Source organism: Flavobacterium sp. N3904 (assembly GCF_025947305.1).
GTDB lineage: Bacteria > Bacteroidota > Bacteroidia > Flavobacteriales > Flavobacteriaceae > Flavobacterium.
Map to the genome: position 1 here is coordinate 3666034 of NZ_CP110009.1, position 25783 is coordinate 3691816.

Genomic DNA, 25783 nt, shown 5'->3' on the forward strand with positions numbered 1-25783 from the left:
ATGAAAAAAATATTTTTACTTACTTTTTTTATTTTGCTTTTTATTCAATGTACATCTGTGAAAGAGCATAACAAACACTTAAATGACTTGATTGCAGTAAATAATTTAAAAACCGACGTAGATTTTGCTTATAAAAAATTGCAGCGCTTAGAACCAAAATTATATTGGTATATTTCAAAAAAAGAACTGGACTTCAAATTTGACAGTTTAAAAAACACTATTACCAAACCTCTTACAAGTTTTGAATTTTACAAGAAATTGAGTCCTGTTGTTGCTGCTATACGAGAAGGGCATTTGAGCGTTTCACCTTCTCTAAAAATGTATACAAAAGCAGAAAGAAAGGAATTGTCAAAAATGGGAATTGGTCCCTTTTCGCAATTCAATTTTATTGTAATCAATGATAAATTATATGTTTTAAAGAATCAATCCGAAAACAAATCGATTCTTCCGGGGACCGAAGTTGTTGCAATCAATGGTAAAAAAACAAATCAATTGATAAAAGAATACTCTACATTATTTAGCTCAGACGGTTATAACCAAACATTCAAAAACAACAGACTTCCAAATTCATTTTCTTCCTTTTATACCAACGAAAATGGAATTCAAGACAGTTTAAAATACAGTTTTAGGCAAAATGATTCAACGCAAATAGTTTATATTAAACGAAAAATAGCCGAACCTAAAACAAACAATAAAAAAGAGGGGAAAGAAATTGTAAAACCAGAAACGAATCAAATTAAAATAAGTAAAAAAGACAAAAGCACGTATGGTTACAATAAATTCACCAAAACAAACAATAGAAATCTTAAATTTATTGAGAACGACAGTAGTATTGCCGTTTTAAAAATCAACCATTTTGATTTAGGCAATTATTCCCGTTTTTACAAAGAAAGTTTTGGCAAAATACAATTGTATAACACCAAAACATTAATTATTGATTTACGCAATAATTCAGGCGGCGGTCTGAAAGAAATAGTGACCTTATACAGCTATTTGGCAGACCCTACTTTTGTATTTATTGATCCCTTTCAAGTTGTTTCCAGAACTAGTCTGATAGAAAAAACACCTTTTAGTAAAGCTCCCCTTTTAGCAAAAATTTTAATATCCCCTTTTTACATTCCCTTTATCTATTCTAAAGTTCATAAAGACAAAGACAAATATTACATATCAGGTTCAGAGTCAAAACCGCATACTGTCAACAAAAACGCTTTTAAAGGAAAGGTGTATGTACTTATAAACGGAGGTACTTTCTCGGCTGCCAGTATTATTTCATCCAATTTAAAAGGTTCCAAAAGAGCCATTTTTGTCGGTGAGGAAACTGGTGGCGCCTATAATGGAACTGTCGCAGGATTTATGCCTACCGTCGAGTTGCCCAATTCCGGTATAAAAATAACAGTTGGTTTATTAGTCGTAGCTCCCCATTACAAAACAGAACTTGAAGGGCGGGGTGTTTTTCCAGACAAAGAAATAATTCCAACATTAGAGGATCGCATCAATGGCAGAGATCCAGAAATGAATTGGATATTGGATGATATCATGAAAAAGACAACCACACTAACCGAAAACGAAAAAGACAAAAAAATCACCGAAAAATAATTGAATCCACAATTAATTGGCCATAAATTATTCATATATCATTAATTATTAATACCTTAGTATTGATAATTTAAAACTTAAGATATTATGAACAATGTAAAAAGTTTAAATAAGTGGGCCAATGCACACACTTATTTACCCGTAGATTTACTCAGAATGGCTCTTGGTGTTTTTTTATTTATGAAAGGGATTTATTTTGTTTCAAACATCCAATATTTGGTCGATTTAATTTCGCCAATTGACAAAATTGGAGGAGGAATGTTTCTACTTCATTACATAGCGCCTGCACACCTTATTGGGGGAATTTTAATTTTCTTTGGTTTATTGACACGTTGGGCAATTATCGCACAATTACCAATTTTAATTTGTGCAATTATAATTAACTTTATGGGAAACATGCACCATCAAAATTTACTTTTGGCGATACTTACTTTAGGAGTATGCATCGCTTTCCTAATTTATGGTAGTGGGAAAAATTCGGCAGATTATTTTTTTAAAATGGAACAATAAAAAAATAGTTTTAAGCAAAAAAGAGAGAAAAACTTCCTCTCTTTTTTGCTTAAAACTCAAAATTTAGACTTTATTTTAAAGTCACTAATTTTTTACTTTCTTCTCTCATTATTTTTCCAGTGGCAGTTTCTTTAAACTTTGGAATAAAAATAATTTCTTTTGGCTTTTCATATTTATCCAATACGTCAAAAACTGTATCGTCAATATTCATTGTTTCTCCTTCAACATACAAAACTACTTTCTCTCCTAGTGTTTCGTCTGGCTCACCATTTACAAAATAGCGTCTTGGTATCAAGGTAGATAATTTACTTTCTACTTGCTCTGGCATAATTTTTATACCTCCACTATTTATAACATTGTCAAAACGACCCAACCAAATAAATTGAGTGTCCGAAATTAGTTTAACAATATCATTGGTGACAATTTTTTCAGTACTGATATTTTTAGCCACAATTTCCAAACATTGGTCCTCATTAATAGAAACCGTTACATTTGGCAAAGTGGTAAATGCTTCAACTCCTACTTTCTTAGCGGCAATATGTGTTATGGTTTCTGTCATACCATAGGTCTCATAAATCTCGATTGGTAATTTAACCAATTCTTGTTCCAATGATTTATGCACTTTTACGCCACCTATAATTACCTTTTTTATATTGGTTAATTTTTTTATTGCATTTTTTGCTTGAAGAGGCACCATCGCAGCAAAATCATATTTCTCATCACTAATTTCCAATGGATTGGAACTTGGTGCAACAAAATCCATGTCAAGTCCTAAAATAAATGATCGAACAAACATCATCTTACCTGCAACATAATTTGTTGGCAAACAATGTAATACTCTATTCCCTGGTTGAAGTCCAAAAAAATCACCTGTTGAAATTGCCGATTTAACCATCGCATCTTTTTCGACTCTTATCGTTTTTGGCTCACCGGTTGTTCCAGAAGTAAACATATCAATATATGACTTATCATCAAACCAATCCAGTAAGAAATCACCAACCGATTGTTCAAAATCCTCTCCTTCTTTAATGAAACTATATGCTACTCTACATAGATCATCTTTGGTTAAATGATATCCATTCAATTTAAAATGGTTGTGTACATTTTTGTATGTTACTGTATTCATGATAAATATATTGATTGTTTTTTGATTATTGTTTTATGCCTTATAGAATGTTACCGGTCAGTTTTTCTTTCCATCCAGTCCAATTGTATTTTAAGCCAAATATAAGTAAAAGTAAGGGATAAACAACAAAAACCGGCAAGATAATATCCAAACCCGCCTCTGGATTTGACACATCTTTAAAAACAGAATACGTTTGAAATGCAGACCAATCAGAAGTCACCAACAATGCTCCAATCAGATTATTGGCAGCGTGAAATCCCAATGATAATTCCATACCTTCATCCATTAGCGTTACAATTCCCAGAAAAAAACCTGTTCCAATATAATAAACCATGATTACATTTCCCATTTTAGTAACCTCAGGATTAGCAAGATGCATCAAACCAAAAATAGAAGAAGTCATTACTAACGGGAACCATCTATTTTTGGACAAATTAGCAAATCCTTGCATCAAATATCCTCGAAAAACCAATTCCTCAACACTTGTTTGTATTGGAATTAATAAAACTCCAATAACCACCAAAATTAAAAAAGGAATTAGCCTAAAATTATAGACAAAATCAGATGGGTCATAATAATACGTTAATAATGTTGAAATTAAAGTAAAAAACGACCATATTACAAATGAAAACTTTACTCTACTCCAGTCTATTTTATTTCTGGAAGTGATAATTGAAATTAGATTCTGATGATGCAAATATCTTACTATAAATACAATAGCAAACAAAGCAAAAACAAAAGATATAAGAACATAAAACAAAGTAAGATTAGTGTCAAAAAACTGCATGAGCATTTCATCATTTTCTGGAAAGGGTTTTCCCTTAAACTTGGTTTCATACCCAATTGCCAATAACATGGGCAACTGTCCCAAAAAAGAAGCAAATATAATGGCTAATGATCCTAGTAAATATTTCCAAAATTTATTTTCATCCTTTATTCCTTGTTCTAAAAACATATGTTATTTTTTCTATAATTAATCTTGGGTTATTTTTACAAATACTATTTTTGTTCGCACTAAAATAGTTTAATATTTTAGTTTAAATTAATTTGTTTACCAAAATGATACAAATATACCATAATCCACGTTGCGGAAAATCCAGAAATTGTATACTCTTTCTAAAAGATTCTGATCAAGAATTTGAAATTATAAATTACCTCGAAACGCCTCCCTCTTTTGAAGAATTAAAAGCACTGCTTCAAAAACTAAACTTATCTCCAATTGAATTAGTGCGTCAGAAAGAAAAAATATGGATTGAAACCTTTAAAGGAAAACTACTCACACCCGATGAAGTAATTCGTGCTATGGTAGAAAATCCAATTCTGATAGAAAGACCTATAGTTGTCAATGGTAACAAAGCTTCTATTGGAAGAGATTTAGATAAAATCAAGGCAATTATTTAAAATTATTAACATAAGTTTAAGAAACCTGCATTAAACCATCCTCCCTCTTTTTTATCCTAAAGAGAAATTCTATTTTTTAAATAATGAAAAAATCAAAATTAATTTTATCCATTTTATTCCTGTTTTTAAGTGTATTCAGTTTCGCCCAACAGGGTCCGCCAACAAAACAAAAATTAAAAATTACCGGAAAAGTTGTAGAAAAAAACAGCAATCAACCACTTGAATATGCAACTCTTACATTTAAAAATCCAAAAAATCCAAAGGCTTTATCTGGAGGTATTACAAATAGCAAAGGTGAATTTGAAATAGAAGTTTTTCCTGGAGTTTACGATATTACCATTGAGTTTATTTCGTTTAAACCTACAGAAATAAAACAAAAAAACATTCAAGAAAGTGGCTCCCTAGGCCTTATTCAACTCGAAGAAGATGCTTCTCAATTGAATGAGGTAGTCATTCGCACCGAGAAGACTACGGTCGAAATAAAATTGGATAAAAAAGTATATAATGTTGGGAAAGACCTTATTGTAAAAGGAGGAACTGTAAGTGATGTATTGGATAATATCCCATCCGTATCTGTAGACGGTGAAGGAATTGTAAGCTTACGCGGAAACGACAACATCCGAATTCTTATTGACGGGAAACCTTCAAACGCAATAAACATAGCCGAAGCACTCAAACAAATCCCAGCCGATGCCATTGATAAAGTCGAAGTAATTACCAACCCCTCTGCTCGCTATGATGCAGAAGGTGGCGGTGGAATTTTGAATATTGTGCTAAAAAAAGGAAAAAATCAAGGTTTAAACGGAACCTTCATTGGTACAATTGGTCATCCTGAAAATTATGGTGCCAACTTAAATCTTAACTACAAAACAAAAGATTTAAACTTCTTTACTACAGTTGGTTATAATGACAGGAGCAATCCCGGAAATGGATTGACAAATACACAATATTATAATTCTGATGGAAGTACAAAAGACTATATCAATGAAACACGTGATTTACAAAGAACAGGTAAAAGTCTGAATTCAAACTTTGGTTTTGATTGGGATATTACTCCAACCACTTCTTGGACAAACTCTATTAATTATAGAAAAAATGACGGTAAAAATACCGATACTGTTTTATACGATTATTACGATGCTAATTACTTGTATTTATTTAATAGTTCCAGAACCAATAACGAAAAAACCCAAAGCGATAATTTTGAATACAACTCCAATTTTGTGCAAAAATTCAAAAAAGACGGTCATAAGTTGAGTATCGATGGCTCCTTTTCCAAAAACAATGACTTAAATGATGGTCTAATTCAGGACGAAGCACTTAGTTCACCAATCATAGCTGAGACTCAGGAAACATATACCGATCAATCCCAAACAAGAAATCTCATCCAGGCCGATTATGTACTGCCAACTGGTGAAGGAAGTCAGTTTGAAGCGGGCTATAAAGGTGACTTTAGCAACTTGACAAATGATTATCAGGTTTCGGATATAGAGAATGGAATTCCAGTTCGCAATGATACGCTTTCAAATACACTGGAATACATTGAAAAAGTAAATGCAGTATATGCTCAATACGGATTCAAAAAATCTAAATTCTCTTATTTACTGGGCCTTCGTTTTGAAAATTCAAACATTGATGTCAATCAGTTAGCGACTTCAGAGTTTAATAATAAAAAATACAACAATTTTTTCCCAAGTGTATTCATCACTTATGAAATATCTGATAAAAGTAATTTAGCATTAAACTACAGCAAAAGAATTACAAGACCAAGAGGTCGTTTTATGAACCCTTTTATCAATTACTCCAGTAAGATAAATATTTTTAGCGGAAACCCAAATCTTGATCCATCAATGACTGATAAATTTGATTTTGGCTTCCTGAAAATATGGGATAAACTCACATTTAATACTTCCATGTATTTTGAGAACACTACAGACGTTTTTACTTTTGTAAGACTCGAAACAGGTCTTTTTGAAGGCACTGTTCCGGTAATATTATCCACACCCATAAATCTTGCCGACGAACAAAAACTAGGATTTGATTTTACCTTAAACTATACTCCTTTTAAATGGTGGAAAATCAATGGTAACTTAAATCTTTTTTATGTAAAAACCAATGGAGATTATACATATACAGACTACACAGGCAAGGAAGTCTATGAAAATTTTGATAGTAATTCAACTTCTTGGTTTGCAAGAATCAATTCAAGAGTTACCCTTCCCTACAAAATTGACTGGCAAACCAACATGAATTATATGGGACCACAATCCAATTCTCAGGGAAAAACTTTGGGTGTTTTTGGAGTAAATCTTGGTTTTAGCAAAGACATTTTCAAAGACAAAGCTTCATTGGCACTCAATGTAAACGATTTATTTAATTCCAGAATACGAAAAGTAGATTCATACATCCCCAACGTAATGAGTTCTTATGGCGAAATGCAATTTAGACAACGTCAAATCAATTTGTCTTTCACATACCGTTTCAACAAACAAAAAACAGACAAAGACAAACAACCTAAGAAAGGCCAAGGTGAAGGAGAATCTGAATTCCCTGGATAAAAGCAAAAAAAAGGACTCGAAAATCGAGTCCTTTTTTTTTTAAAGAAATAAACAGACTATGCTGCTTGTTCTTCTTTTTGTTTTGCTTTCTTTTCTTTATAAGCTTCCCAAGTCGCTCCTCCTACCCAATAGGATACGAAACCAACAAGAAAAAACATTAACCAAAATCCCATTGTAAGGATGGTTAAGAAAAGTAAAAAGCCTAAATACTGTTGAAATTCAAACATGTTTTCCGGAATTTTTGAATGTAGCGACAAATATATGTTTTAAATCTTTTCGCACCAATAAAAACGGCAAAAACTATAGTCTTATTTTTAAAATAATTTTAAATCAATAAAAATAAATAGAGCAAACAAATGTCATAGTTTATCACTTTTCAAATACTTTATGCTTTTAAAATAAAAAACAAACTCAAATACTATATATTTTTTGCTTACTTTCGAATTAATTAAAATACTTTTCAATTACAAAAAATTAAAATAGTATCCATAAAAAAAGTATCCCCAATGAATAAAACTTTCAATTCAATCTATTTTCAATTCAGTAAATTAATGGAAAAACATGGCATCGATTTGATGCGTTATGCATTAGCAATTGTTTATATTTGGTTTGGAATGCTAAAATTAACAGGAATGAGTCCAGCAGAAGATCTTGTACAAAAAACTGTTTTTTGGTTTAAGCCCGAATTATTTATTCCTATTTTGGGACTCGTTGAAGTGCTTATCGGAATTGGATTCTTATTCAAAAAATTAATTCCGCTAACCATCATAGTGTTGCTTTTACATATGGTGGCAACATTTTTTCCCTTATTTATATTGCCAAAAATATGTTTCAATACTTTTTATTGTCCAACTCTAGTGGGTCAATACATCATTAAAAATCTAGTTTTAATATGTGGCAGTTTTTGCATTGCAGGAAAATACAACATGCAATACTATGCTCTTTCTACAGTGAAGAAATAGCCATAAAAAATCTTTTTTGAATATTATTTTGAATGCAACACCAACTTAATTCTCAGAGTTTACCCATGTAATAAAAAGTTTATAACCAATTGTCAGGATTACAGCTCCAAGAAAAAGCCCAACAAAACCATCATATAATAATCCGCCTACTGCACCCAGAAAAACAACCAGCATAGGCGTATCAGAAGAACTTTTACCCAACAAAATTGGTTTTAGGATATTGTCCGAAAGAAGTACAAAACCAAGCCAAACTGCCAAAATTGTAGCACTTGTTGCATCAAGAACCGAAAACATATATATAGCTACAGGAATAGCTATTGGACCAACACCTATTTGTACAATAGCAAGAACCAAACATAAAACAGTCCACAAACCTGCAAAAGGAACTCCAGCTACAAAAAAACCAATTCCAGCCAAAGCAGATTGTATAAGGGCAACTCCCAAAAAACCTTTTACTACATTTCGAATCGTTGAAACTGACACATCTGCAAAATGATCTCCGTTTTTGCCTGCTAATTTTATAAATACTTTTTTTGAAATCTGGGAGGCCGAATCAGAATATCCTAATAAAACACCAGCAACAATAATAGAAACATTTAATTCGATAATCCCTCTACCAACTCCACCCAAGAATTGTAATATCCACGCTCCGACACTTTTGACATTATCAGAATATTTTATTGTAAATTCTTGAAAATTTTCTGAAGCCGATCGCCAAATATCCACAATAGGTTTTGTAATTGGTGGCCAACCATCAGCAATATGGTCTGGAGAAGGAATCAAAGGTTGCCCCGTTTTATATAAATCACGAATATAAACAATCCCGTCATACAAAGAATAAGTAACCAAAAAACTGGGAATCACAATAAAAGCCAGCATTATCATGGTAAGAACAATAATCGCTAAAGTCCTTTTCCCTCTAAATATTTTTACAAATACACAATGAATTGGATAAATAGCAACGGCAATTACTATTGCCCAAATCAAAATTGAGATGAATGGTTTTAAAATATCGAAACACCACCCCAACAGTAAAAAAAGCACTCCAATTCTAATAATTAAATCAACAATTTTATCAAAATTATAAACAGATGAAATGACATCTTTGCTTTCAATATTTTCTATATCTTTCATTTCCATGTAGTTTTATTTAGAAAGTAAAAATATAAATTTTATAACTGTGATTCTGATTTTTACTTTATATTTTACAAATAGATAAGAAGATTAGTAAGAATTTAAACAGTCATTCTTTTAATGGAAATTGACCTCTTGTTGCAAATCCATTCACAAAACAAAAACAACATATTATATATTTTATCAATACATCAAACTATCAGCAAAATACAATTGCAATTTTATGAAATTATCATTTTTTTGACAAAATTCAACTTTTTATACTTTAATTAATACTTATATTTGTTCAACCAAATATTTAAAATTTATGGAAGAATGTATCTCAGTTTTTGATATGCTAAAAATTGGAGTGGGACCATCCAGTTCCCATACACTTGGTCCTTGGCGTGCAGCCGAACGTTTTCTGAGTGAATTGAAAAACAACAAGGTCCTTACAAAAGTGACTAGAGTAAAAGTTGATTTATACGGTTCTCTGTCTTTGACCGGAAAAGGGCACGCTACCGATTTGGCTATTATGCTTGGATTAAGTGGTCAAGATCCTGAATACATTCCTGTTCAAAACATTGAGGGAATTATCAAATCAATCGAGAATAACAATCAAATTAATTTAGGTAACGAAATCTCAATTCCTTTTTATTTTCTTCAAGATATTATTTTCAATAAAAATTTTCTACCTTTTCATGCCAATGGTTTAACATTTACGGCTTTCGCCAATGACAAAATCCTTTATACATCTACCTTTTACTCCATTGGAGGAGGATTTGTTGTAAAAGAGGAACGCAGCAATGCCAAAAAAAAATTAGCCATAAAATGTGCTTTCCCTTTTCAGATACAAAATGCAGAAGAACTTTTAAATTATACGATTTCAGAAAACAAAACCATTTCGGAGATTGTTTATGAAAACGAAAAATCCATGCGTTCCGAAGCAGTTATTCATCACGAATTAATGCGTATTTGGAATACAATGTTGGAATGTATGTATATTGGATGTCACTCCGAAGGCATTCTTCCTGGTGGATTGAATGTACGAAGACGCGCCTTTGATATGCATCAAAATCTGATAGGTTTGGCAAACTATACCAACCCACAGGAATGGCTGGAAGAAATTCGAAAAACCGAAGTCAAATTTCGACAAATCCTAAAATGGGTGAGCTGTTTTGCATTGGCGGTAAATGAAGTAAATGCATCATTGGGACGAGTAGTTACGGCGCCAACCAATGGAAGTGCTGGAGTAATACCAGCTGTTTTGATGTATTATATGGTCATCGAAAATCATAATGCTGGCGAAAAAGAGATTCAACAATTCTTGATGGTAGCCGGCGAAATAGGCAGTATTTTCAAGAAAGGATCCACTATTTCTGCCGCAATGGGAGGTTGTCAAGCCGAGATTGGAGTTTCATCAGCTATGGCTGCCGCCGCTTTGTGCGAACTGATGGGAGGATCTCCAGCACAAGTTTTGATGGCTGCCGAAATTGCAATGGAACATCATTTGGGTTTAACTTGTGACCCTATAGGTGGCTTGGTTCAAATTCCATGTATTGAAAGAAATACTATGGGAGCCATAAAAGCAATAAACGCAGCAGAACTAGCATTGGAAACCGATTCCAAAAATGCAAAAGTTCCATTAGACAAAGTAATTGATACCATGTGGCAAACTGCCAAAGACATGAACTCCAAATACAAAGAAACCTCCGAAGGTGGACTTGCAATCGCGGTAAATATGGCAGACTGCTAGGATTTCAGATGGCAGATTTCAGAATACAAAAAATTGAACATTAAAAAAGATATCAGATAAGACGTAAATCTTCTTATTCTGATATCTTTTTTTATCTGCTTACTGCACTGATATCTGAAATCTACCTTCTGCAATCTGCTAAACGACCTCTTTTCTCTCCAATTCTAAATTCGAAATAGGTTGATACACTATAGGAATTTCCTCAATTACAACATCACTTTTATCCAATCCAAATGCTCTAGTATCAGACAGTGACATGTTTTTTAATATATAATATGAATTCAATAAAAGTCCATCTCTTACGGCAAACTCATTTTCAACCGATAAGAATTTTTCAATAATTACAAATTTAAAGTCAGGTTCAGGGTTGTATTTTGTAGAACCATCAGCGCGAATATGTAAATTCAGTTCTTTATTATCAACAAGATTTTGAACAATTCTTTTGAAATACAATTCCACTTTTGGTTGAATTCTGAAACCAATATTTAATACAATTTTGATCACTTTATCATCCAACAATTCAATAACTTCATAATTTAAATCAAAGGGAGAATTGGTTCTATTGATATGAAAAAACCAATATACATCAGCCCTTTTAGGTTTTTTAGAAAAAATAGAATTCAATATTTTCTCTTCAATTTCATAATTCCTGTCTGCTTTTGACAAATAAATTAAATGTGTAGAATACTTCGGAATGGAAACATCATTACTTAATTCCTCCAATCTCGCAGTATGCTCCGTCAAATTGGTAAATTTTACAAACTTATTATTGATTTTTCGAGAAAAGAACCAAACATACATGGTCATAAATATAAATAGCTCGAAGAACAAAAACATCCAACGTTCTTTGATTTTTACAATATTGGCAACAAAAAAAGCAATTTCAATAGCTGTAAAAATAGTTATGATTACACCTATAAGAATTCTATTCATCTTTTTGATATAAATCAAATAATAATTCAAAAGTACTGTCGTCATAAGCATTGCGATGGTTATCGAAAATCCATAAGCCGCTTCCATATTGGCAGAAGTTCTAAAATACAAAACCATCAAAATACAGCCAACCCATAAAATTGTATTCACTGATGGAATATAAATTTGCCCTTTCAAATTGGTTGGGTTTTTCATAGTCACACGAGGCCAAAAATTAAGGGATACTGCTTCGTTTATTAAAGTAAATGAACCACTTATCAAGGCTTGTGAAGCAATAATAGCAGCAAAAGTCGAGATAATTACCCCTGCAAATAAAAACCAATGCGGCATAATAGTATAAAAAGGATTCTTACCTTCAAGAAAAGGATGATTTTGATTCATTAACCAAGAAGCTTGTCCTAAATAATTAACAACCAATGCTATTTTTACAAAAACCCAAGTGGCTCTAATGTTTCTTTTTCCACAATGTCCCAAGTCTGAATATAAAGCTTCGGCTCCAGTGGTACAAAGAAAAACTGCTCCCAATAACCAAAATCCATGTGGATATTCAACCAATAATTCATAAGCATACATAGGATTTAAAGCAGTTAATATTGCTGGATGTTCCAAAATTTGAACAAATCCTAAAACAAAAAGCATAGAGAACCAAACCACCATGGCAGGACCAAAAAAGAATCCCACTTTTTGTGTACCAAAACGCTGAAAAAAGAAAAGTCCCGATAAAATTACAATAACAATTGGTAGAATTGGTATATTAGGAACGACATCTCCCAAACCCTCAACAGCCGAAGTTACAGAAATTGGTGGTGTAATAATTCCGTCGGCCAAAAGTGTGGTAGCTCCCAAAATAGTTGGAATTATTAGTTTTCCTTTTCCAAATCGTTTTACCAATGCATAAAGAGAGAAAACACCTCCTTCTCCGTGATTATCGGCAGAAAGAGTCAGCAATACATATTTGAAAGTCGTTTGAAAAGTAAGTGTCCAAAAGATACACGAAATCCCTCCATAAACAAGTAATTTTGATATTTCTCTTTGCCCTATGATGGCTTTCATAACATATAACGGACTGGTTCCTATATCGCCGTAAATAATTCCTAGTGCAACCAAAAGAGATGCAGCTGTTACTTTTTGAACCGTTGATTTATTCATTTTATTCTAAATTTATATTCATTTAACTCATTAATTTTTGGACATAGAAAGTCCACTATAGAGATGTATAGAACACTCATATTACATTATTTTTTTCAACTGTTTAATTGATTTAACTAGTATTAAATCGGTATCCTACCCCCGATTCTGTGATAATAAACTTAGGTCTGTTTGGGTCTTCTTCAATTTTTTTTCGCAGTTGTGCCACAAAAACACGTAAATATTGGGTTTGGTCGGCATAGCTGTTTCCCCAAACCTGTTTCAGCAGATATTGATGGGTTAAGACTCTCCCTTCATTTTTTATAAAAATAGAAAGAAGATTGTATTCGGTCGTTGTGAGTTTCAAAATTTCATTATTCAATCTCACAATCCTAGAAGCCAAATCAATAGAAACGGCACCAAACAAGATTATAGGTTCTTTTTCGTTTGGAACCAAATTTCGTAAAGCAGTACGAATCCTAGCTAATAATTCCTGTGTGCGAAACGGTTTGGTCAAATAATCATTTGCTCCGTTGTCAAGCGCTTTCACAATTTCATCTTCAGTACTTTTAACCGTTAAAATTATAATTGGGTTACTATACCATTCGCGTAAACGTTTCAAGACTTCTTGTCCGTCTTCATCTGGCAAACCCAAATCGAGAATAACCAAATCGGGTTGATGATTGGCCGCCATAGCCATTCCTTCTTTTGCATTTACAGCAAAAATTGTTTTGTAATCATTAGAATTTAGGGTGATTTCAAGTAGTTTTCTAATTTGAATTTCATCATCAATGACTAAAATTTGGGCACTATTACTCATTTGAAATTTCTTTAGTATTCATAGTTAGGGTTTGAAAACTAAGTGTGAAAACCGAACCACCTTCTTCTCTATTTTCGAGTTTTACTTTTCCGTTTTGCGCTTCTACAAATCCTTTTACAATAGACAAACCTAAACCAGTTCCGCCAGTTTTTGAATTTTGAAGGCGATAAAATTTATCAAAAACTTTGTCAATCTCATCTTCAGGAAACCCAATTCCATCATCTGCAATGGTAATCACACAAGGGAATAATTTATCGGGATTATAATCAAAATCGACATCGACGTTATAAGAAACTTTAATCTCTATTTTAGCCCCTTTTGGTGTATATTGAGCCGCATTAAAAACCAAATTAAAAATAATCTGTTGCATCAAACCGTAATCCAATTTAAAAAGCGGTAAGTTTTCATCAGTTCTTACCACCACTTTATGAAACTGTAAATCGTCTTTTAAATGATCCAAAACATTATAAATCAGTTCTTCTAAGTCACACCAATCCAATTTGGCTTGAACTACGCCAGATTCCAAACGGGACATATTCAATAAATTTTCTACTTGGTGATTCAATCTCAAAGAAGCTTTCTCAATTTCAGCATATAAATTTTCTTTATTTTCTTCAGAAATATGTACCGATTTACTTTGAATGGTATCGATAGCTCCCATAATTGTCGAAATGGGAGTTCTTAATTCATGCGATAAAGAATCGAGTAAAGCATTGTAAAGTTTCATCGTATTAACTCTAATTTCCTTTACCTGCAATATTTTTTCGGCTCTTCTAATTTTATTGGTCAAAACAGCGTTTACAAGTGCAATAATAAAGAATAACACCAATAGCAATGAATCTTCGGCATCGCTAATATGAAAAGTATAATAGGGTTGAATGAAGAAAAAATTTAATATTAGTGCACTCAAAACAGCGCTAAGAAGTAATGGTAATATAGCCAAAAACATTGACAGTACTGAAACTACCACCAATAAAATATAACCAACAATTTTATAATCTAAATAATCTCGGGTAAACAAACACAAGGAAGCGACTATACCAACAGATAATATGCTTATTAAATATTGATTTTTTATTTTAACTTGATCCAAAATACTACCCATATCCTTGTATTTAATTGATGGTACAAATTTACAAGGATATGATATAAGTATTTTATAATATAATAAACTAGGATATAAAGATTTTATAAAGATTTACTTTGTACCCATTTAAGCACTTAATAATTTGAAATAAAAAGTACTTCCCAATCCCAACTCGCTTTCTACACCAATAGTTCCGCCTTGAGCTTCAATGAACTCTTTACATATTGCCAGTCCCAATCCTGTTCCGGTTTTATGACTTCCGGGTATTTGAAAATATTTGTCGAAAACTTTGGCTTTATAACGGCTATCAATTCCCCTTCCTGCATCAATAACTTGAAAAACTAGAGTATTTTTTTCGGTTTTAAGACGTACAATAATTTTGCTTTTTTCTGATGAATAGGTAATTGCATTGGTTAGAAAATTAATCAAAACCCAAGCTGTTTTCTCAGTATCTGCTTTTACATACAGCAGATTTTCATCCATTTCGGTAATCAATTCAATTTGCTTTTGTTCCGCTTGAACCTTTACAGCTTCGGTGGCATAATGCACAATTTTATACGGGTTACTTTTTTCCATATTCAACTGAATATTTCCCGTTTCTAATTGTGATAATTCAAGCAATTCCCCAGTAATTTTCAACAAACGCTGACTGTCTTCTTTAATACTTTCTATCAATTGCTTTTGCCCTTCATTCATGGTTCCTGTTTGCGAATTTTCGAGCAACTGCAAACTTAATTTTATGGACGAAATTGGCGTTTTCAATTCGTGTGAAACAGTAGCTATAAAATTGGTCTTGGCAAAATCCAGTTCTTTAAAAACGGTTATATTTCTCAAAATGATTACATCGCCAATAGCAATTTCGTTGTCTTCACCAGTCGGTTTTATAGTGATAGTTACATTCTCTTTTTCAAAATAACTTTCTTTTCCATCTGCAAAAATCTTCATCGGAAGTGCCTTTTGATTGTTACTTTGCAAATCATTTACGATTAACGATTTCATCAAATCATTTGTCAATGCCAGAGTTATTGCACTTTTCCCGATTACGTCTTCCTGTTTCAATCCAATAATCTTTAAAGCTTCATCATTTACAAAAAGGATTAAACCTTGATTATCCAAACCTATTATTGGATCATGCATATTGTTAATCAAAGTCTCCAAACGTTTCTTTTCGAAAGATAATTTATAAAGATTACTATTATGATATTCTTCTAGTTTTTTGGCCATGGTATTAAAGGATCTTGCCAAATCGCCAAACTCATTATGGTTCATAAAATCTACTCTTCTGGAATAATTTTTATTGGCAATTTCTTTGATACTTTCAGTTAATTCTTTTATCGGATTGGCAATATTATTGGGCAAATTCACCAACAAATTAAATGCAATCAGAAAACAAAGTGTTCCGGTAATGGCAATCCACATATTGGCTGTTTCTGCAGTGCGCTTGGCAATATCACTTTTTTGCTTAATAGCAACCATATTCACTTTCATGATCTCGAAAATGTCTTGACGAATTTTGCTTTTCACAGTTTCATCAGACCTGTTATTTTTCAAAAAATTAAAATTTTCTTTTAAATTAGTGGTTGCTTTTCCCTCACCTACTTCGGTGATGTTTGCAATTTGATATTTGAGATTGGTTTCAAATACTGCAATCGATTTTTCTTCATTGGTATTAATTTCATCCAATGAAAGCAGCATATTTCGAGAATATTCTAGTGTATTATAATTGGCTTTCAATATATTTTCGGTGTCTTTTTTTATAGAAAAAACATAATAGCCGCTTACTAACACTAGGATAATTATCATTGTGAATAACAATCCAACTCCTAGGTTCAATTTAGTTTTAATTTTCATGAGAAGATAATTTTTATTTTTTAATGGAACATGGAATGCTTCGCCAGTTCGCTTATGCTCGGGTCGCCCTTTTTTATTTCTTTTTGCATTTTAAAATCATGACGATTTCATTTTAAGATAGAATTACAAGGTCAATATTAGATAATGAAAGATTGTTTAATAGTCTACTAAAAATTGTAGTAGATAAAATTACTTTAAATAAATTAAAATGTGGTTTCCCGATACAAACCGTTGTGATATTTTTTTGTTTTACCACTTCTAGCATCGCATCGGTAATATTATTACTTTCAATTTTAATTACTTCAGCTCCTAATTGGGTGGCCAATTTAAAATTATTAATCAAATGCCGTTGTTTGTCCAAAGCAATTTTATCGGAGCTCTCTTTGGGGGTTTCAACATACAAAACATACCAATCACTATTGTAATAACTAGCTAATCGAGCAGCTTTCCGAATCACAATTTTGGCCGTTCTATCGTTACTACTAATGCAAGCCAATAACTTTTCATGACGTAAAGCATGACTTTTAGGCACTTCACTTTCGACTTTTCGAACCACCTGACTTGCTACTTCTCGCAAAGCCAATTCTCGCAATTGCAAAATTTGATCTGACTTAAAAAAATTACTCAATGCGGTCTGAATCTTATCAGCTGTATAAATTTTTCCTTCTTTCAAACGGGCAATCAAATCCTCTGAAGTCAAATCAATATTGACCACCTCATCAGCAATTCGTAACACATTATCAGGAACCCGCTCTTGAACATCAACATTGGTAATTCGTTTTACATCTTCGTTTAAACTCTCAATATGCTGAATGTTTACTGCCGAAATTACATTAATTCCCGCTTCGAGAATCTCCAAAACATCTTGCCAACGCTTTTCGTTTTTACTGCCTTCAATATTCGTGTGAGCCAATTCATCAACAATTACTACTTCTGGACGCAAATTGATAATTGCTTGCACATCCATTTCTTCTAGTTGTTTCCCTTTGTAGAAAATAGTTCGACGCGGAATTAGTGGTAAACCTTCTAATAAATCTTGTGTTTCTTTACGATTATGTGTTTCGATATAACCGATCTTCACATCAATTCCGTTTTTCAACAGCGTATGCGCTTCTTGCAGCATCCTGAAAGTTTTGCCCACACCAGCACTCATACCGATGTAGATTTTAAACTTTCCTCGACGTGATTTCTGAATTAAATCCAGAAAGTGTTTGACGTTATTTTCTTTTGCGTTGTCCATTTTTTATTTAATAAAAATACCCACAAGGTCAATAAGACCTTGCAGGGTTAACTTTTCTATAAAGTTTTAACTTTGCGAAATTGTTTACTATTACCTTTCACTTTATCTACAATTATACATAAATTAATAAGGATTTTGATATAAAAATCTTTCTATTTTAATTCATCCAAAGCTACATTCAACTCCAATACATTTACTGTTGCAGTTCCCATAACAGTTGGTTTGTTGATTTTTGTTTCTACCAAAGCTTGTACTTTTTCTTCAGACAAATTTCTATTTTTTGCCACTCTTTTTACTTGAATCAAAGCGCCTTCTGGTGAAATATTCGGATCCAAACCACTGCCAGAAGCCGTCACCATATCCGAAGGAATCTCCGATTTTTTCACATAAGGATGAACAATCAAAAATGTGTCTATTCTTTTTTGTACCAAAGCCAAATATTCTGGATTGCTTGGTCCTTTGTTGCTTCCAGCACTTCCAGCAGCATTATAATCCACAGCTGATGGTCGTCCCCAAAAATAATTTGACTTATCAAATTTTTGTCCAATTTTTTGGTAGCCTACTACTTTTCCATTAACAGAAATAGTTTCTCCTTTTCCTTTATTTGGGGCAAATTGTGCAATTCCATATATCGCCAAAGGATAAATAATTGCAAATAAAACGACCGTTAATGCGGTGAATTTTAATATTGAAAATATATTCTTCATTTTGTTTTTTTTATAAACCTAACAGGTTTTAAAAACCTGTTAGGTTTGATTTTACATAAAAAGTGCCACAGCCAAATCAATTAATTTAATTCCGATAAAAGGAATAATTATCCCCCCTAAACCATAAATTAACAGGTTTCTTTTCAGGATTGCCTCAGCTCCGATTGGTTTATAATCAACCCCTCTTAATGCTAATGGAATCAGAATCGGAATGATAATCGCATTGAAAATCACGGCAGATAAAATGGCACTTTCCGGACTGTGCAAATGCATAATATTCAAACCTTGCAAAGCTGGAATAGCTGTAATGAAAAGTGCAGGAACAATAGCGAAATATTTAGCTACATCATTAGCAATAGAGAATGTAGTAAGCGTTCCTCTGGTCATCAGCAGTTGCTTTCCAATTTCAATAATTTCAATTAACTTAGTTGGATCATTGTCCAGATCGACCATGTTACCTGCTTCTTTGGCAGCTTGAGTTCCGCTGTTCATAGCTACACCAACATCTGCTTGAGCAAGGGCGGGTGCATCATTGGTACCGTCACCCATCATCGCTACAAGCTTACCAAGTTGTTGCTCGTTTTTGATGTAATTCATTTTATCCTCAGGCTTTGCTTCGGCAATAAAATCATCAACACCAGCCGCTTCTGCAATAAATTTGGCTGTCAAAGGATTATCTCCTGTAACCATCACGGTTTTTACACCCATTTTTCTCAAACGTTCAAAACGTTCTCTCATTCCCGTTTTGATAATATCCTGCAATTCGATAACACCTTGAACTTCGTTATTTTTAATAACTACCAATGGCGTTCCTCCTTTTGAAGAAATAGCAATAACTCTTTCAGAAACATCTTCCGGAAAAACATTACCCGCTTGAAGCGCAATATTTTTTGCAGCATCCTGAGCGCCTTTTCGAATGTTGGTTCCGTCTCTTAAAACCACTCCACTAGTTCTGGTTTCGGCAGTAAATTTTATTAAAGTAGCGCCTTCGATAGACAATTTTTGAGACACATCTGGACCAGCCAATTCAACTATACTTTTCCCTTCCGGAGTATCATCGGCTAGTGAACTTAATACCGCAGACTTGATAAAATCTTCTAGCATAACGCCTTTTGCAGGATAGAAATTCGTTGCTTTTCTATTACCTATAGTGATTGTTCCGGTTTTATCCAAAAGCAATACATCAATATCACCAGCAGTTTCAACCGCTTTACCTGATTTTGTAATTACATTGGCACGCAATGCTCTGTCCATTCCCGCAATTCCAATCGCAGAAAGTAAACCTCCAATAGTGGTTGGAATCAAACAAACAAAAAGAGAAATAAAAGCAGCAATGGTAATTGGTGCATTCGCATAATCTGCGAAAGGTTTCAAAGTCACACAAACAATCACGAAGATTAACGTAAACGCTGCCAAAAGAATCGTCAAAGCAATTTCGTTTGGCGTTTTCTGACGACTTGCCCCTTCTACCAAAGCAATCATTTTGTCAAGGAAACTTTCTCCTGGCTCTGAAGTTACAATTACTTTAATTTTATCCGATAATACTTTTGTTCCTCCGGTTACTGATGATTTATCTCCACCTGCTTCACGAATTACGGGAGCACTTTCGCCAGTAATGGCACTTTCGTCAATGGTTGCCAATCCTTCAATGATTTCACCATCGGTGGCAATCAAATCACCGGATTCACAGATAAAAACATCACCTTTTTTCAAAGCGGAAGAGCTTACATTTCTGATTTCTCCATTGGCCAAAAGTTGTCTGGCAGGCGTTTCTTCACGCGTTTTTCTCAAACTGTCCGCTTGTGCTTTTCCACGAGCTTCGGCAATGGCCTCGGCGAAATTGGCAAACAAAAGCGTTGCCAACAAAATTAAAAAGATAATAAAATTATAAACAAAACTACCTTGATCCTGTGCGCCAAACAAAATGGCAATACAAACAGCAAACATAATGGCAGTCCCTATTTCTACGGTAAACATTACCGGATTTTTGAACATTACTTTTGGATTAAGCTTCACAAAAGACTGCACTAACGCCTCTTTTACCTGCTTACTTTCAAATAATGAAGTGGATTTATTTTTACTCATTTTTATAAAATTATTTTAATGTAAAATATTCTGCCAATGGTCCTAAAGCCAGTGCTGGAAAGAAAGACAAAGCTGCAATAATCGCGATTACAGCAAAAACCATTACTCCAAAAATCGTAGTATCTGTTTTTAAAGTTCCTGCACTTTCTGGTATGTATTTTTTATTAGCCAATAATCCTGCAATAGCCAATGGTCCGATGATTGGAATAAAACGACTCAATAACAATATAATTCCAGTACTGATGTTCCAAAATGGATTATTATCACCCAAACCTTCAAAACCTGAACCGTTATTGGCTGCACTTGAAGTGTATTCGTATAACATTTCAGAGAATCCATGATGTCCAGGGTTGTTCAACCAACCTGTGGCGTTTCCACTAAACCAATAGCCCATCGCCGTATCATTTGCAGCAAAATAAGAAGCTAAAGCAGTTCCTGCCAATATCAATAAAGGATGAAGAATGGCAATGATGGCAGCAATTTTTACTTCGCGGGCTTCGATTTTTTTACCTAAAAACTCCGGTGTTCGTCCTACCATTAAACCTGAAATGAACACTGCCAGAATTATAAAGATGTAAAAATTCAACCACCCTACTCCACAACCACCATAAAAGGCATTGACCATCATAGCCAACAGTTGCATGGCTCCAGAAACTGGCATTGCACTGTCATGCATACTATTCACAGAACCAGTAGAAATTATAGTCGTAGCAATACTCCAAAATCCAGAAATAGCAGGTCCAAAACGAACTTCCTTACCCTCCATAGCACCGGTTGCTTGAGCAATTCCCATTTTCTCTATGGCAGGATTTCCATTGAGTTCACTGATAACTGTTGGTATAACGAGCATTAAAAAACCTGCCGTCATTACTCCAAAAACGATATATGATAATTTTCTTTTGTTAAGAAAAAATCCTAATGCAAATATCATTGCAAACGGGATAATTAACTGCGCCCATAATTCAACCGCATTGGTTAAATAAGTAGGATTTTCTAAAGGATGCGCAGAATTGACCCCAAAAAAACCACCACCGTTTGTACCAATGTGTTTGATACCAATAAATGCAGCAGCTGGGCCACGGGAGACTTCAACAGTATCACCTTGTAAAGTTACGATTTTATCTTTTCCTTCAAATGTCATTGGAGTTCCACTAAATACAAGAACTACAGCAACAATAGCAGAAAGAGGCAATAAGATACGAGTACAACTTTTGATGAAAAAATTATAAAAATTACCCAATTTATCTGTTGTTCGCTCCCTCATAGCCACAAAAACCATAGCGGCTGCGGCCATTCCCGTACCTGCAGAAACAAATTGCAAGAACATTAACATAAGTTGTCCTAAATAAGAAAGACCACTTTCACCTGAATAATGCTGCAGATTACAGTTTACTACAAATGAAATGGCAGTATTAAATGCCAAATCTGGTGTCATGGATGGATTTCCATCTGGATTTAACGGTAAACTTCCCTGAAAGATTAAAACAAAAAAGCAAAGAAAAAACCAAACCATGTTTACACTCAAAAGTGCTTTTAGGTGCTGTTTCCAGTTCATTTCTTCAGTGGAATTGATACCACTGATTTTAAAAATAAATTTTTCAATTGGATTGAAAATTGCGTCCAACAGTGTTTTATCTCCCAAATACACTTTGGCAATATACCTTCCAACAGGAATAGCCAAAACTATCGAGACGACAAAAATACTGATGAGGCCAAAAAATTCTGTGTTCATAATTTGTTTGTTAGAAATTAAATAAATTTTGGCTTTTATAAAAACATAATAAGCGTTATGAAGGCTAATGTCCAAGCCATAATTGCTATTGATATTTCATTAAATTCTGCCTTTTTCATTTTAAAATTTTTCGGGTTTAATTAGTACATAAACCAAATAACCGAATACGGCAAGTGCAACAATAAATAGTGCTGTCATGATTTAGATTTTTTTAAAAAATTCGACGGATTTAAAACAAATCGCAAAGAGCAAAGCTCCCAGTGCGAGTAAAAGAATAGTTATTAACATAGTATTAAAAATTAAGGTTAGATTTAAACTCCGGAAGCATTGATTTGCTTGATGTATTCTGCCTTCAACGATTTTGGAAACAGATTAGAAATACTGCAATGACGCAATTCCATAAAAGAAGAAACCGAGAAAACGTACACATTCGAAATGGCATTCTTGGTTTCGTTGCTTCCCGTTTCGAACAGTCGCTCGGCAAGTGCCAAACATTTTTTGGCTCGGTTAATATTTCCGGTAATAATTGCAATTTTTGTGATTTCGGCAAAGCGTTCTGCTTTTTCGTAAATCGTTGCTATTTTATTTTTCATTATTGGTCAAGGTTTATTATGTTCTTCCTCCCTTATGCCAAAAAGTATTCCTAAAAAAGCAAAAAAACATAAAGCATTGTTTTCTATAGCATTGTTACTTTCATGCCAAAAAAAGGCATAAAAAAAACCTATCAAAATGATAGGTTTTTCTCAAAACGATAACTTTCTTATTGAATATTATATTCGTCCAATTTTCGATACAATGTTGCAATACCAATTTCAAGTAAACGGGCGGCTTCGGCTTTATTCCCTTTGGTATAATTTAATACTTTCTGAATGTGCAATTTTTCAACACTATCCATAGAAAATGCCGATAACGTTTTATTGGTTTTATCAACTTGATGCTGTATTTCATAAGGCAAAACATCTTGTGTCAAAATATCGTCATTCACTAGAATTACTGAACGCTCAATCACATTTTTCAATTCACGAACATTTCCCGGCCAATGGTAAGTTTCCAATTTATGAAGAAAATCAGGATTGATAGTCAATGTCTTTTTATTGCCTCTTAATGAAAATTCTTCTACAAAATATAATGTTAAAGGAGCAATGTCTTTTACCCTTTCTCGCAAAGGCGGAATTTTTATTTCGAAAATATTCAATCTAAAATACAAATCCGAACGAAAACGGTGTTCATCACTTTCTGCTTTTAAATCACGATTGGTAGCGGCAATCAAACGAAAATTGGATTTTCTGGGAGTCGTATCGCCTATTTGAATATACTCATTCGTCTCTAAAACCCGTAACAATTTGGCTTGTAGTTCTAGTGGCATCTCTCCTATTTCATCCAAAAACAAAGTTCCTCCATTAGCTTCTTCGATAAAACCTTTTTTATCTTTTATGGCACCAGTAAAAGCTCCTTGCTTGTGCCCGAACAATTCGCTTTCCAGAATTTCTTTACTGAAAGTACTACAGTTTAACGCTACGAATGATTTTCCTGCTCGAAGACTGTTTTCGTGAATGGCTTGAGCAAAAACTTCTTTTCCAGTTCCAGTTTCTCCCATTAAAAGTACGGTCGAATCTGTTTTGGCTACTTTTTTTGCCAATTCAATAACTTGATTCAGTCCTTTTGACTTTCCTATTATATTATCAAAAGAATATTTATCGGAGATTCGTTTTTCGAGTTGCTTCACTTTCTTTTGAAGTTGTACTTTCTCTATAGCTTTGTACAACAACGGTATGATTTTATCATTATCGTCTCCTTTTACAATATAATCGAAAGCGCCATTTTTCATGGCCTGAACACCATCCGAAATTTTCCCGAAAGCGGTCAATAAAATAACTTCCGTTAAAGGAAAAGTAGTTTTTATTTTTTGAAGAAAATCGACACCATTACCATCGGGAAGTTTAACATCAGACAATACGACATCAATATCATTTGTTTCTATTTTTTTTAAACCAGACTTTAAATCTGCTGCCTCAAAAACTTCAAAACCTTCCGACTTTATGATTCGGGCAAGGAGATGACGTAATTTTTCTTCGTCATCAATAATAAGGATATTTTTCAAAATTGTGTTTTGTGTTTTAGTTCTTCAAAATTAGTTATTTTAGTTATTTGTTATAGAAATTCTTCAAAATAGTTTGGTAAAATAGCAATCCCATAATTTCAATAGCTTCCTTTTTGATATTCCTTATAAAAATTCAATTTAAAAAAATTCAATTTATTACTTTTACACTCTCAAATTAAAATCAATACCGAGCGTTTCGGAAATAAAATCATAAATCACAATGTCTGCAATTAAAAAAGATTACAAAAGAATTACTACAAAGTCTTTAATCGAGATGAAATCCAATGGAGAAAAAATCTCTATGCTAACGGCTTATGATTTTACCATGGCCAAAATTGTGGATACTGCTGGAATTGATGTAATCCTTGTGGGAGATTCGGCTTCGAATGTTATGGCGGGTCACGAAACGACTTTGCCGATTACATTAGATCAAATGATTTACCACGCTTCATCTGTAGTTAGGGCAGTCGAAAGAGCTTTGGTAGTCGTTGATTTGCCTTTTGGAAGTTACCAATCCGATTCGAAAGAAGCTTTGCGTTCTTCGATTAGAATTATGAAAGAAAGTGGCGGTCATGCAGTGAAATTAGAAGGTGGTAAAGAAATAAAAGAAAGTATAAAAAAAATCTTGAATGCTGGGATTCCAGTTATGGGACATTTGGGGTTGACTCCTCAATCTATTTATAAATTTGGAACGTATACGGTTCGTGCCAAAGAAGAAGAAGAAGCCGAAAAATTAATGGAAGATGCCAAACTGCTAGAAAAATTAGGTTGTTTCGCATTAGTACTTGAAAAAATCCCTGCACATTTGGCAAAATTAGTCGCTGAAAGCATTTCGATTCCCGTAATTGGTATTGGTGCTGGAGGTGGTGTCGATGGTCAAGTATTGGTTATACACGATATGCTGGGTATGAACAATGAATTCAGTCCTCGTTTCTTGAGACGTTACATGAATTTATACGAAGGAATGACTTCAGCTATTAGTCAATATGTTGATGATGTAAAATCGGAAGATTTTCCAAACGAGAAAGAGCAGTATTAGTGAGCAGTTTTCAGTGTTCAGTTTTTTTTGAGTTCAGT

Annotated in this window: 22 protein-coding genes; 7 read left to right on the forward strand and 15 right to left on the reverse strand. The window is 33.3% G+C overall.

Annotated features, from left to right (window positions below; translation table 11 throughout):
• Together OLM57_RS15575 and OLM57_RS15580 are read left to right on the forward strand one after the other, a co-directional pair.
• Positions 1-1596 (forward strand): S41 family peptidase, encoded by a 1596-nt coding sequence (locus tag OLM57_RS15575; protein WP_264564610.1) that lies wholly within the window; start codon positions 1-3, stop codon positions 1594-1596.
• An 87-nt stretch (positions 1597-1683) separates the two neighbouring features.
• Positions 1684-2106, forward strand: a complete 423-nt coding sequence (locus OLM57_RS15580; protein ID WP_264564611.1) for a DoxX family protein — start codon at positions 1684-1686, stop codon at positions 2104-2106.
• Between the two features lie 70 nt (positions 2107-2176).
• Here the strand turns inward: OLM57_RS15580 and OLM57_RS15585 are convergent, their stop codons facing one another.
• Both OLM57_RS15585 and OLM57_RS15590 read right to left on the reverse strand, forming a co-directional pair.
• Positions 2177-3232, reverse strand: a complete 1056-nt coding sequence (locus OLM57_RS15585; protein WP_264564612.1) for an AMP-binding protein — start codon at positions 3230-3232, stop codon at positions 2177-2179.
• A 40-nt stretch (positions 3233-3272) separates the two neighbouring features.
• Complete coding sequence (locus tag OLM57_RS15590) at positions 3273-4187, reverse strand: CPBP family intramembrane glutamic endopeptidase (protein ID WP_264564613.1); 915 nt, start codon at positions 4185-4187, stop codon at positions 3273-3275.
• A gap of 104 nt (positions 4188-4291) precedes the next feature.
• Here OLM57_RS15590 and arsC point away from each other — a divergent pair, with 104 nt between their 5' ends.
• Positions 4292-4633: an arsenate reductase (glutaredoxin) gene (gene arsC, locus OLM57_RS15595; RefSeq protein ID WP_264564614.1), complete on the forward strand. Its 342-nt coding sequence runs from the start codon at positions 4292-4294 to the stop codon at positions 4631-4633.
• Between the two features lie 83 nt (positions 4634-4716).
• Positions 4717-7191 (forward strand): TonB-dependent receptor domain-containing protein, encoded by a 2475-nt coding sequence (locus tag OLM57_RS15600; RefSeq protein ID WP_264564615.1) that lies wholly within the window; start codon positions 4717-4719, stop codon positions 7189-7191.
• 56 nt (positions 7192-7247) lie between these two features.
• Here OLM57_RS15600 and OLM57_RS15605 read toward each other — a convergent pair whose 3' ends face one another.
• Entirely contained in the window at positions 7248-7418 is a 171-nt protein-coding gene (locus tag OLM57_RS15605) for a hypothetical protein (protein WP_264564616.1), read from the reverse strand.
• Between the two features lie 279 nt (positions 7419-7697).
• Here OLM57_RS15605 and OLM57_RS15610 point away from each other — a divergent pair, with 279 nt between their 5' ends.
• Positions 7698-8153 carry a hypothetical protein gene (locus tag OLM57_RS15610; RefSeq protein ID WP_264564617.1) on the forward strand — a complete coding sequence of 152 codons (456 nt, stop codon included), beginning with the start codon at positions 7698-7700 and terminating at the stop codon, positions 8151-8153.
• Positions 8154-8198: 45 nt separating this feature from the next.
• Here OLM57_RS15610 and OLM57_RS15615 read toward each other — a convergent pair whose 3' ends face one another.
• A complete protein-coding gene (locus OLM57_RS15615; protein ID WP_264564618.1) occupies positions 8199-9287 on the reverse strand; it encodes an AI-2E family transporter in 1089 nt (362 codons plus the stop codon).
• Positions 9288-9594: 307 nt separating this feature from the next.
• Between OLM57_RS15615 and OLM57_RS15620 the strand changes: the two genes are divergently transcribed.
• The gene (locus tag OLM57_RS15620; RefSeq protein WP_264564619.1) at positions 9595-11022 is read left to right on the forward strand and encodes an L-serine ammonia-lyase; all 1428 of its coding nucleotides are present in this window, start codon (positions 9595-9597) and stop codon (positions 11020-11022) included.
• Positions 11023-11160: 138 nt separating this feature from the next.
• Here OLM57_RS15620 and OLM57_RS15625 read toward each other — a convergent pair whose 3' ends face one another.
• The 11 genes from OLM57_RS15625 to OLM57_RS15675 all read right to left on the reverse strand — a co-directional run bounded on the left by OLM57_RS15625 (position 11161) and on the right by OLM57_RS15675 (position 24709).
• Entirely contained in the window at positions 11161-13104 is a 1944-nt protein-coding gene (locus tag OLM57_RS15625; protein ID WP_264564620.1) for a KUP/HAK/KT family potassium transporter, read from the reverse strand.
• A 112-nt stretch (positions 13105-13216) separates the two neighbouring features.
• Positions 13217-13903 (reverse strand): response regulator, encoded by a 687-nt coding sequence (locus OLM57_RS15630; protein ID WP_264564621.1) that lies wholly within the window; start codon positions 13901-13903, stop codon positions 13217-13219.
• The gene (locus OLM57_RS15635; RefSeq protein WP_264564622.1) at positions 13896-15008 is read right to left on the reverse strand and encodes an ATP-binding protein; all 1113 of its coding nucleotides are present in this window, start codon (positions 15006-15008) and stop codon (positions 13896-13898) included. The genes OLM57_RS15630 and OLM57_RS15635 overlap by 8 nt, the downstream gene beginning before the upstream one ends.
• 108 nt (positions 15009-15116) lie before the next feature.
• A complete protein-coding gene (locus OLM57_RS15640) occupies positions 15117-16841 on the reverse strand; it encodes an ATP-binding protein (RefSeq protein WP_264564623.1) in 1725 nt (574 codons plus the stop codon).
• A gap of 112 nt (positions 16842-16953) precedes the next feature.
• The gene (locus tag OLM57_RS15645) at positions 16954-18081 is read right to left on the reverse strand and encodes a sensor protein KdpD (RefSeq protein WP_264564624.1); all 1128 of its coding nucleotides are present in this window, start codon (positions 18079-18081) and stop codon (positions 16954-16956) included.
• Between the two features lie 152 nt (positions 18082-18233).
• Positions 18234-18788, reverse strand: a complete 555-nt coding sequence (locus OLM57_RS15650) for a K(+)-transporting ATPase subunit C (RefSeq protein WP_264564625.1) — start codon at positions 18786-18788, stop codon at positions 18234-18236.
• A gap of 51 nt (positions 18789-18839) precedes the next feature.
• The gene (gene kdpB, locus OLM57_RS15655; protein ID WP_264564626.1) at positions 18840-20873 is read right to left on the reverse strand and encodes a potassium-transporting ATPase subunit KdpB; all 2034 of its coding nucleotides are present in this window, start codon (positions 20871-20873) and stop codon (positions 18840-18842) included.
• 10 nt (positions 20874-20883) lie between these two features.
• Positions 20884-22605: a potassium-transporting ATPase subunit KdpA gene (gene kdpA / locus OLM57_RS15660; protein WP_264564627.1), complete on the reverse strand. Its 1722-nt coding sequence runs from the start codon at positions 22603-22605 to the stop codon at positions 20884-20886.
• A 120-nt stretch (positions 22606-22725) separates the two neighbouring features.
• Positions 22726-22803, reverse strand: a complete 78-nt coding sequence (gene kdpF, locus OLM57_RS15665) for a K(+)-transporting ATPase subunit F (RefSeq protein ID WP_111410498.1) — start codon at positions 22801-22803, stop codon at positions 22726-22728.
• Positions 22804-22916: 113 nt separating this feature from the next.
• A complete protein-coding gene (locus tag OLM57_RS15670; protein WP_264564628.1) occupies positions 22917-23198 on the reverse strand; it encodes a hypothetical protein in 282 nt (93 codons plus the stop codon).
• A gap of 167 nt (positions 23199-23365) precedes the next feature.
• Positions 23366-24709 carry a sigma-54-dependent transcriptional regulator gene (locus tag OLM57_RS15675; protein WP_264566918.1) on the reverse strand — a complete coding sequence of 448 codons (1344 nt, stop codon included), beginning with the start codon at positions 24707-24709 and terminating at the stop codon, positions 23366-23368.
• Between the two features lie 217 nt (positions 24710-24926).
• Between OLM57_RS15675 and panB the strand changes: the two genes are divergently transcribed.
• Positions 24927-25745, forward strand: a complete 819-nt coding sequence (gene panB, locus OLM57_RS15680) for a 3-methyl-2-oxobutanoate hydroxymethyltransferase (protein ID WP_264564629.1) — start codon at positions 24927-24929, stop codon at positions 25743-25745.
• The last annotated feature ends 38 nt before the right edge of the window (positions 25746-25783 follow it).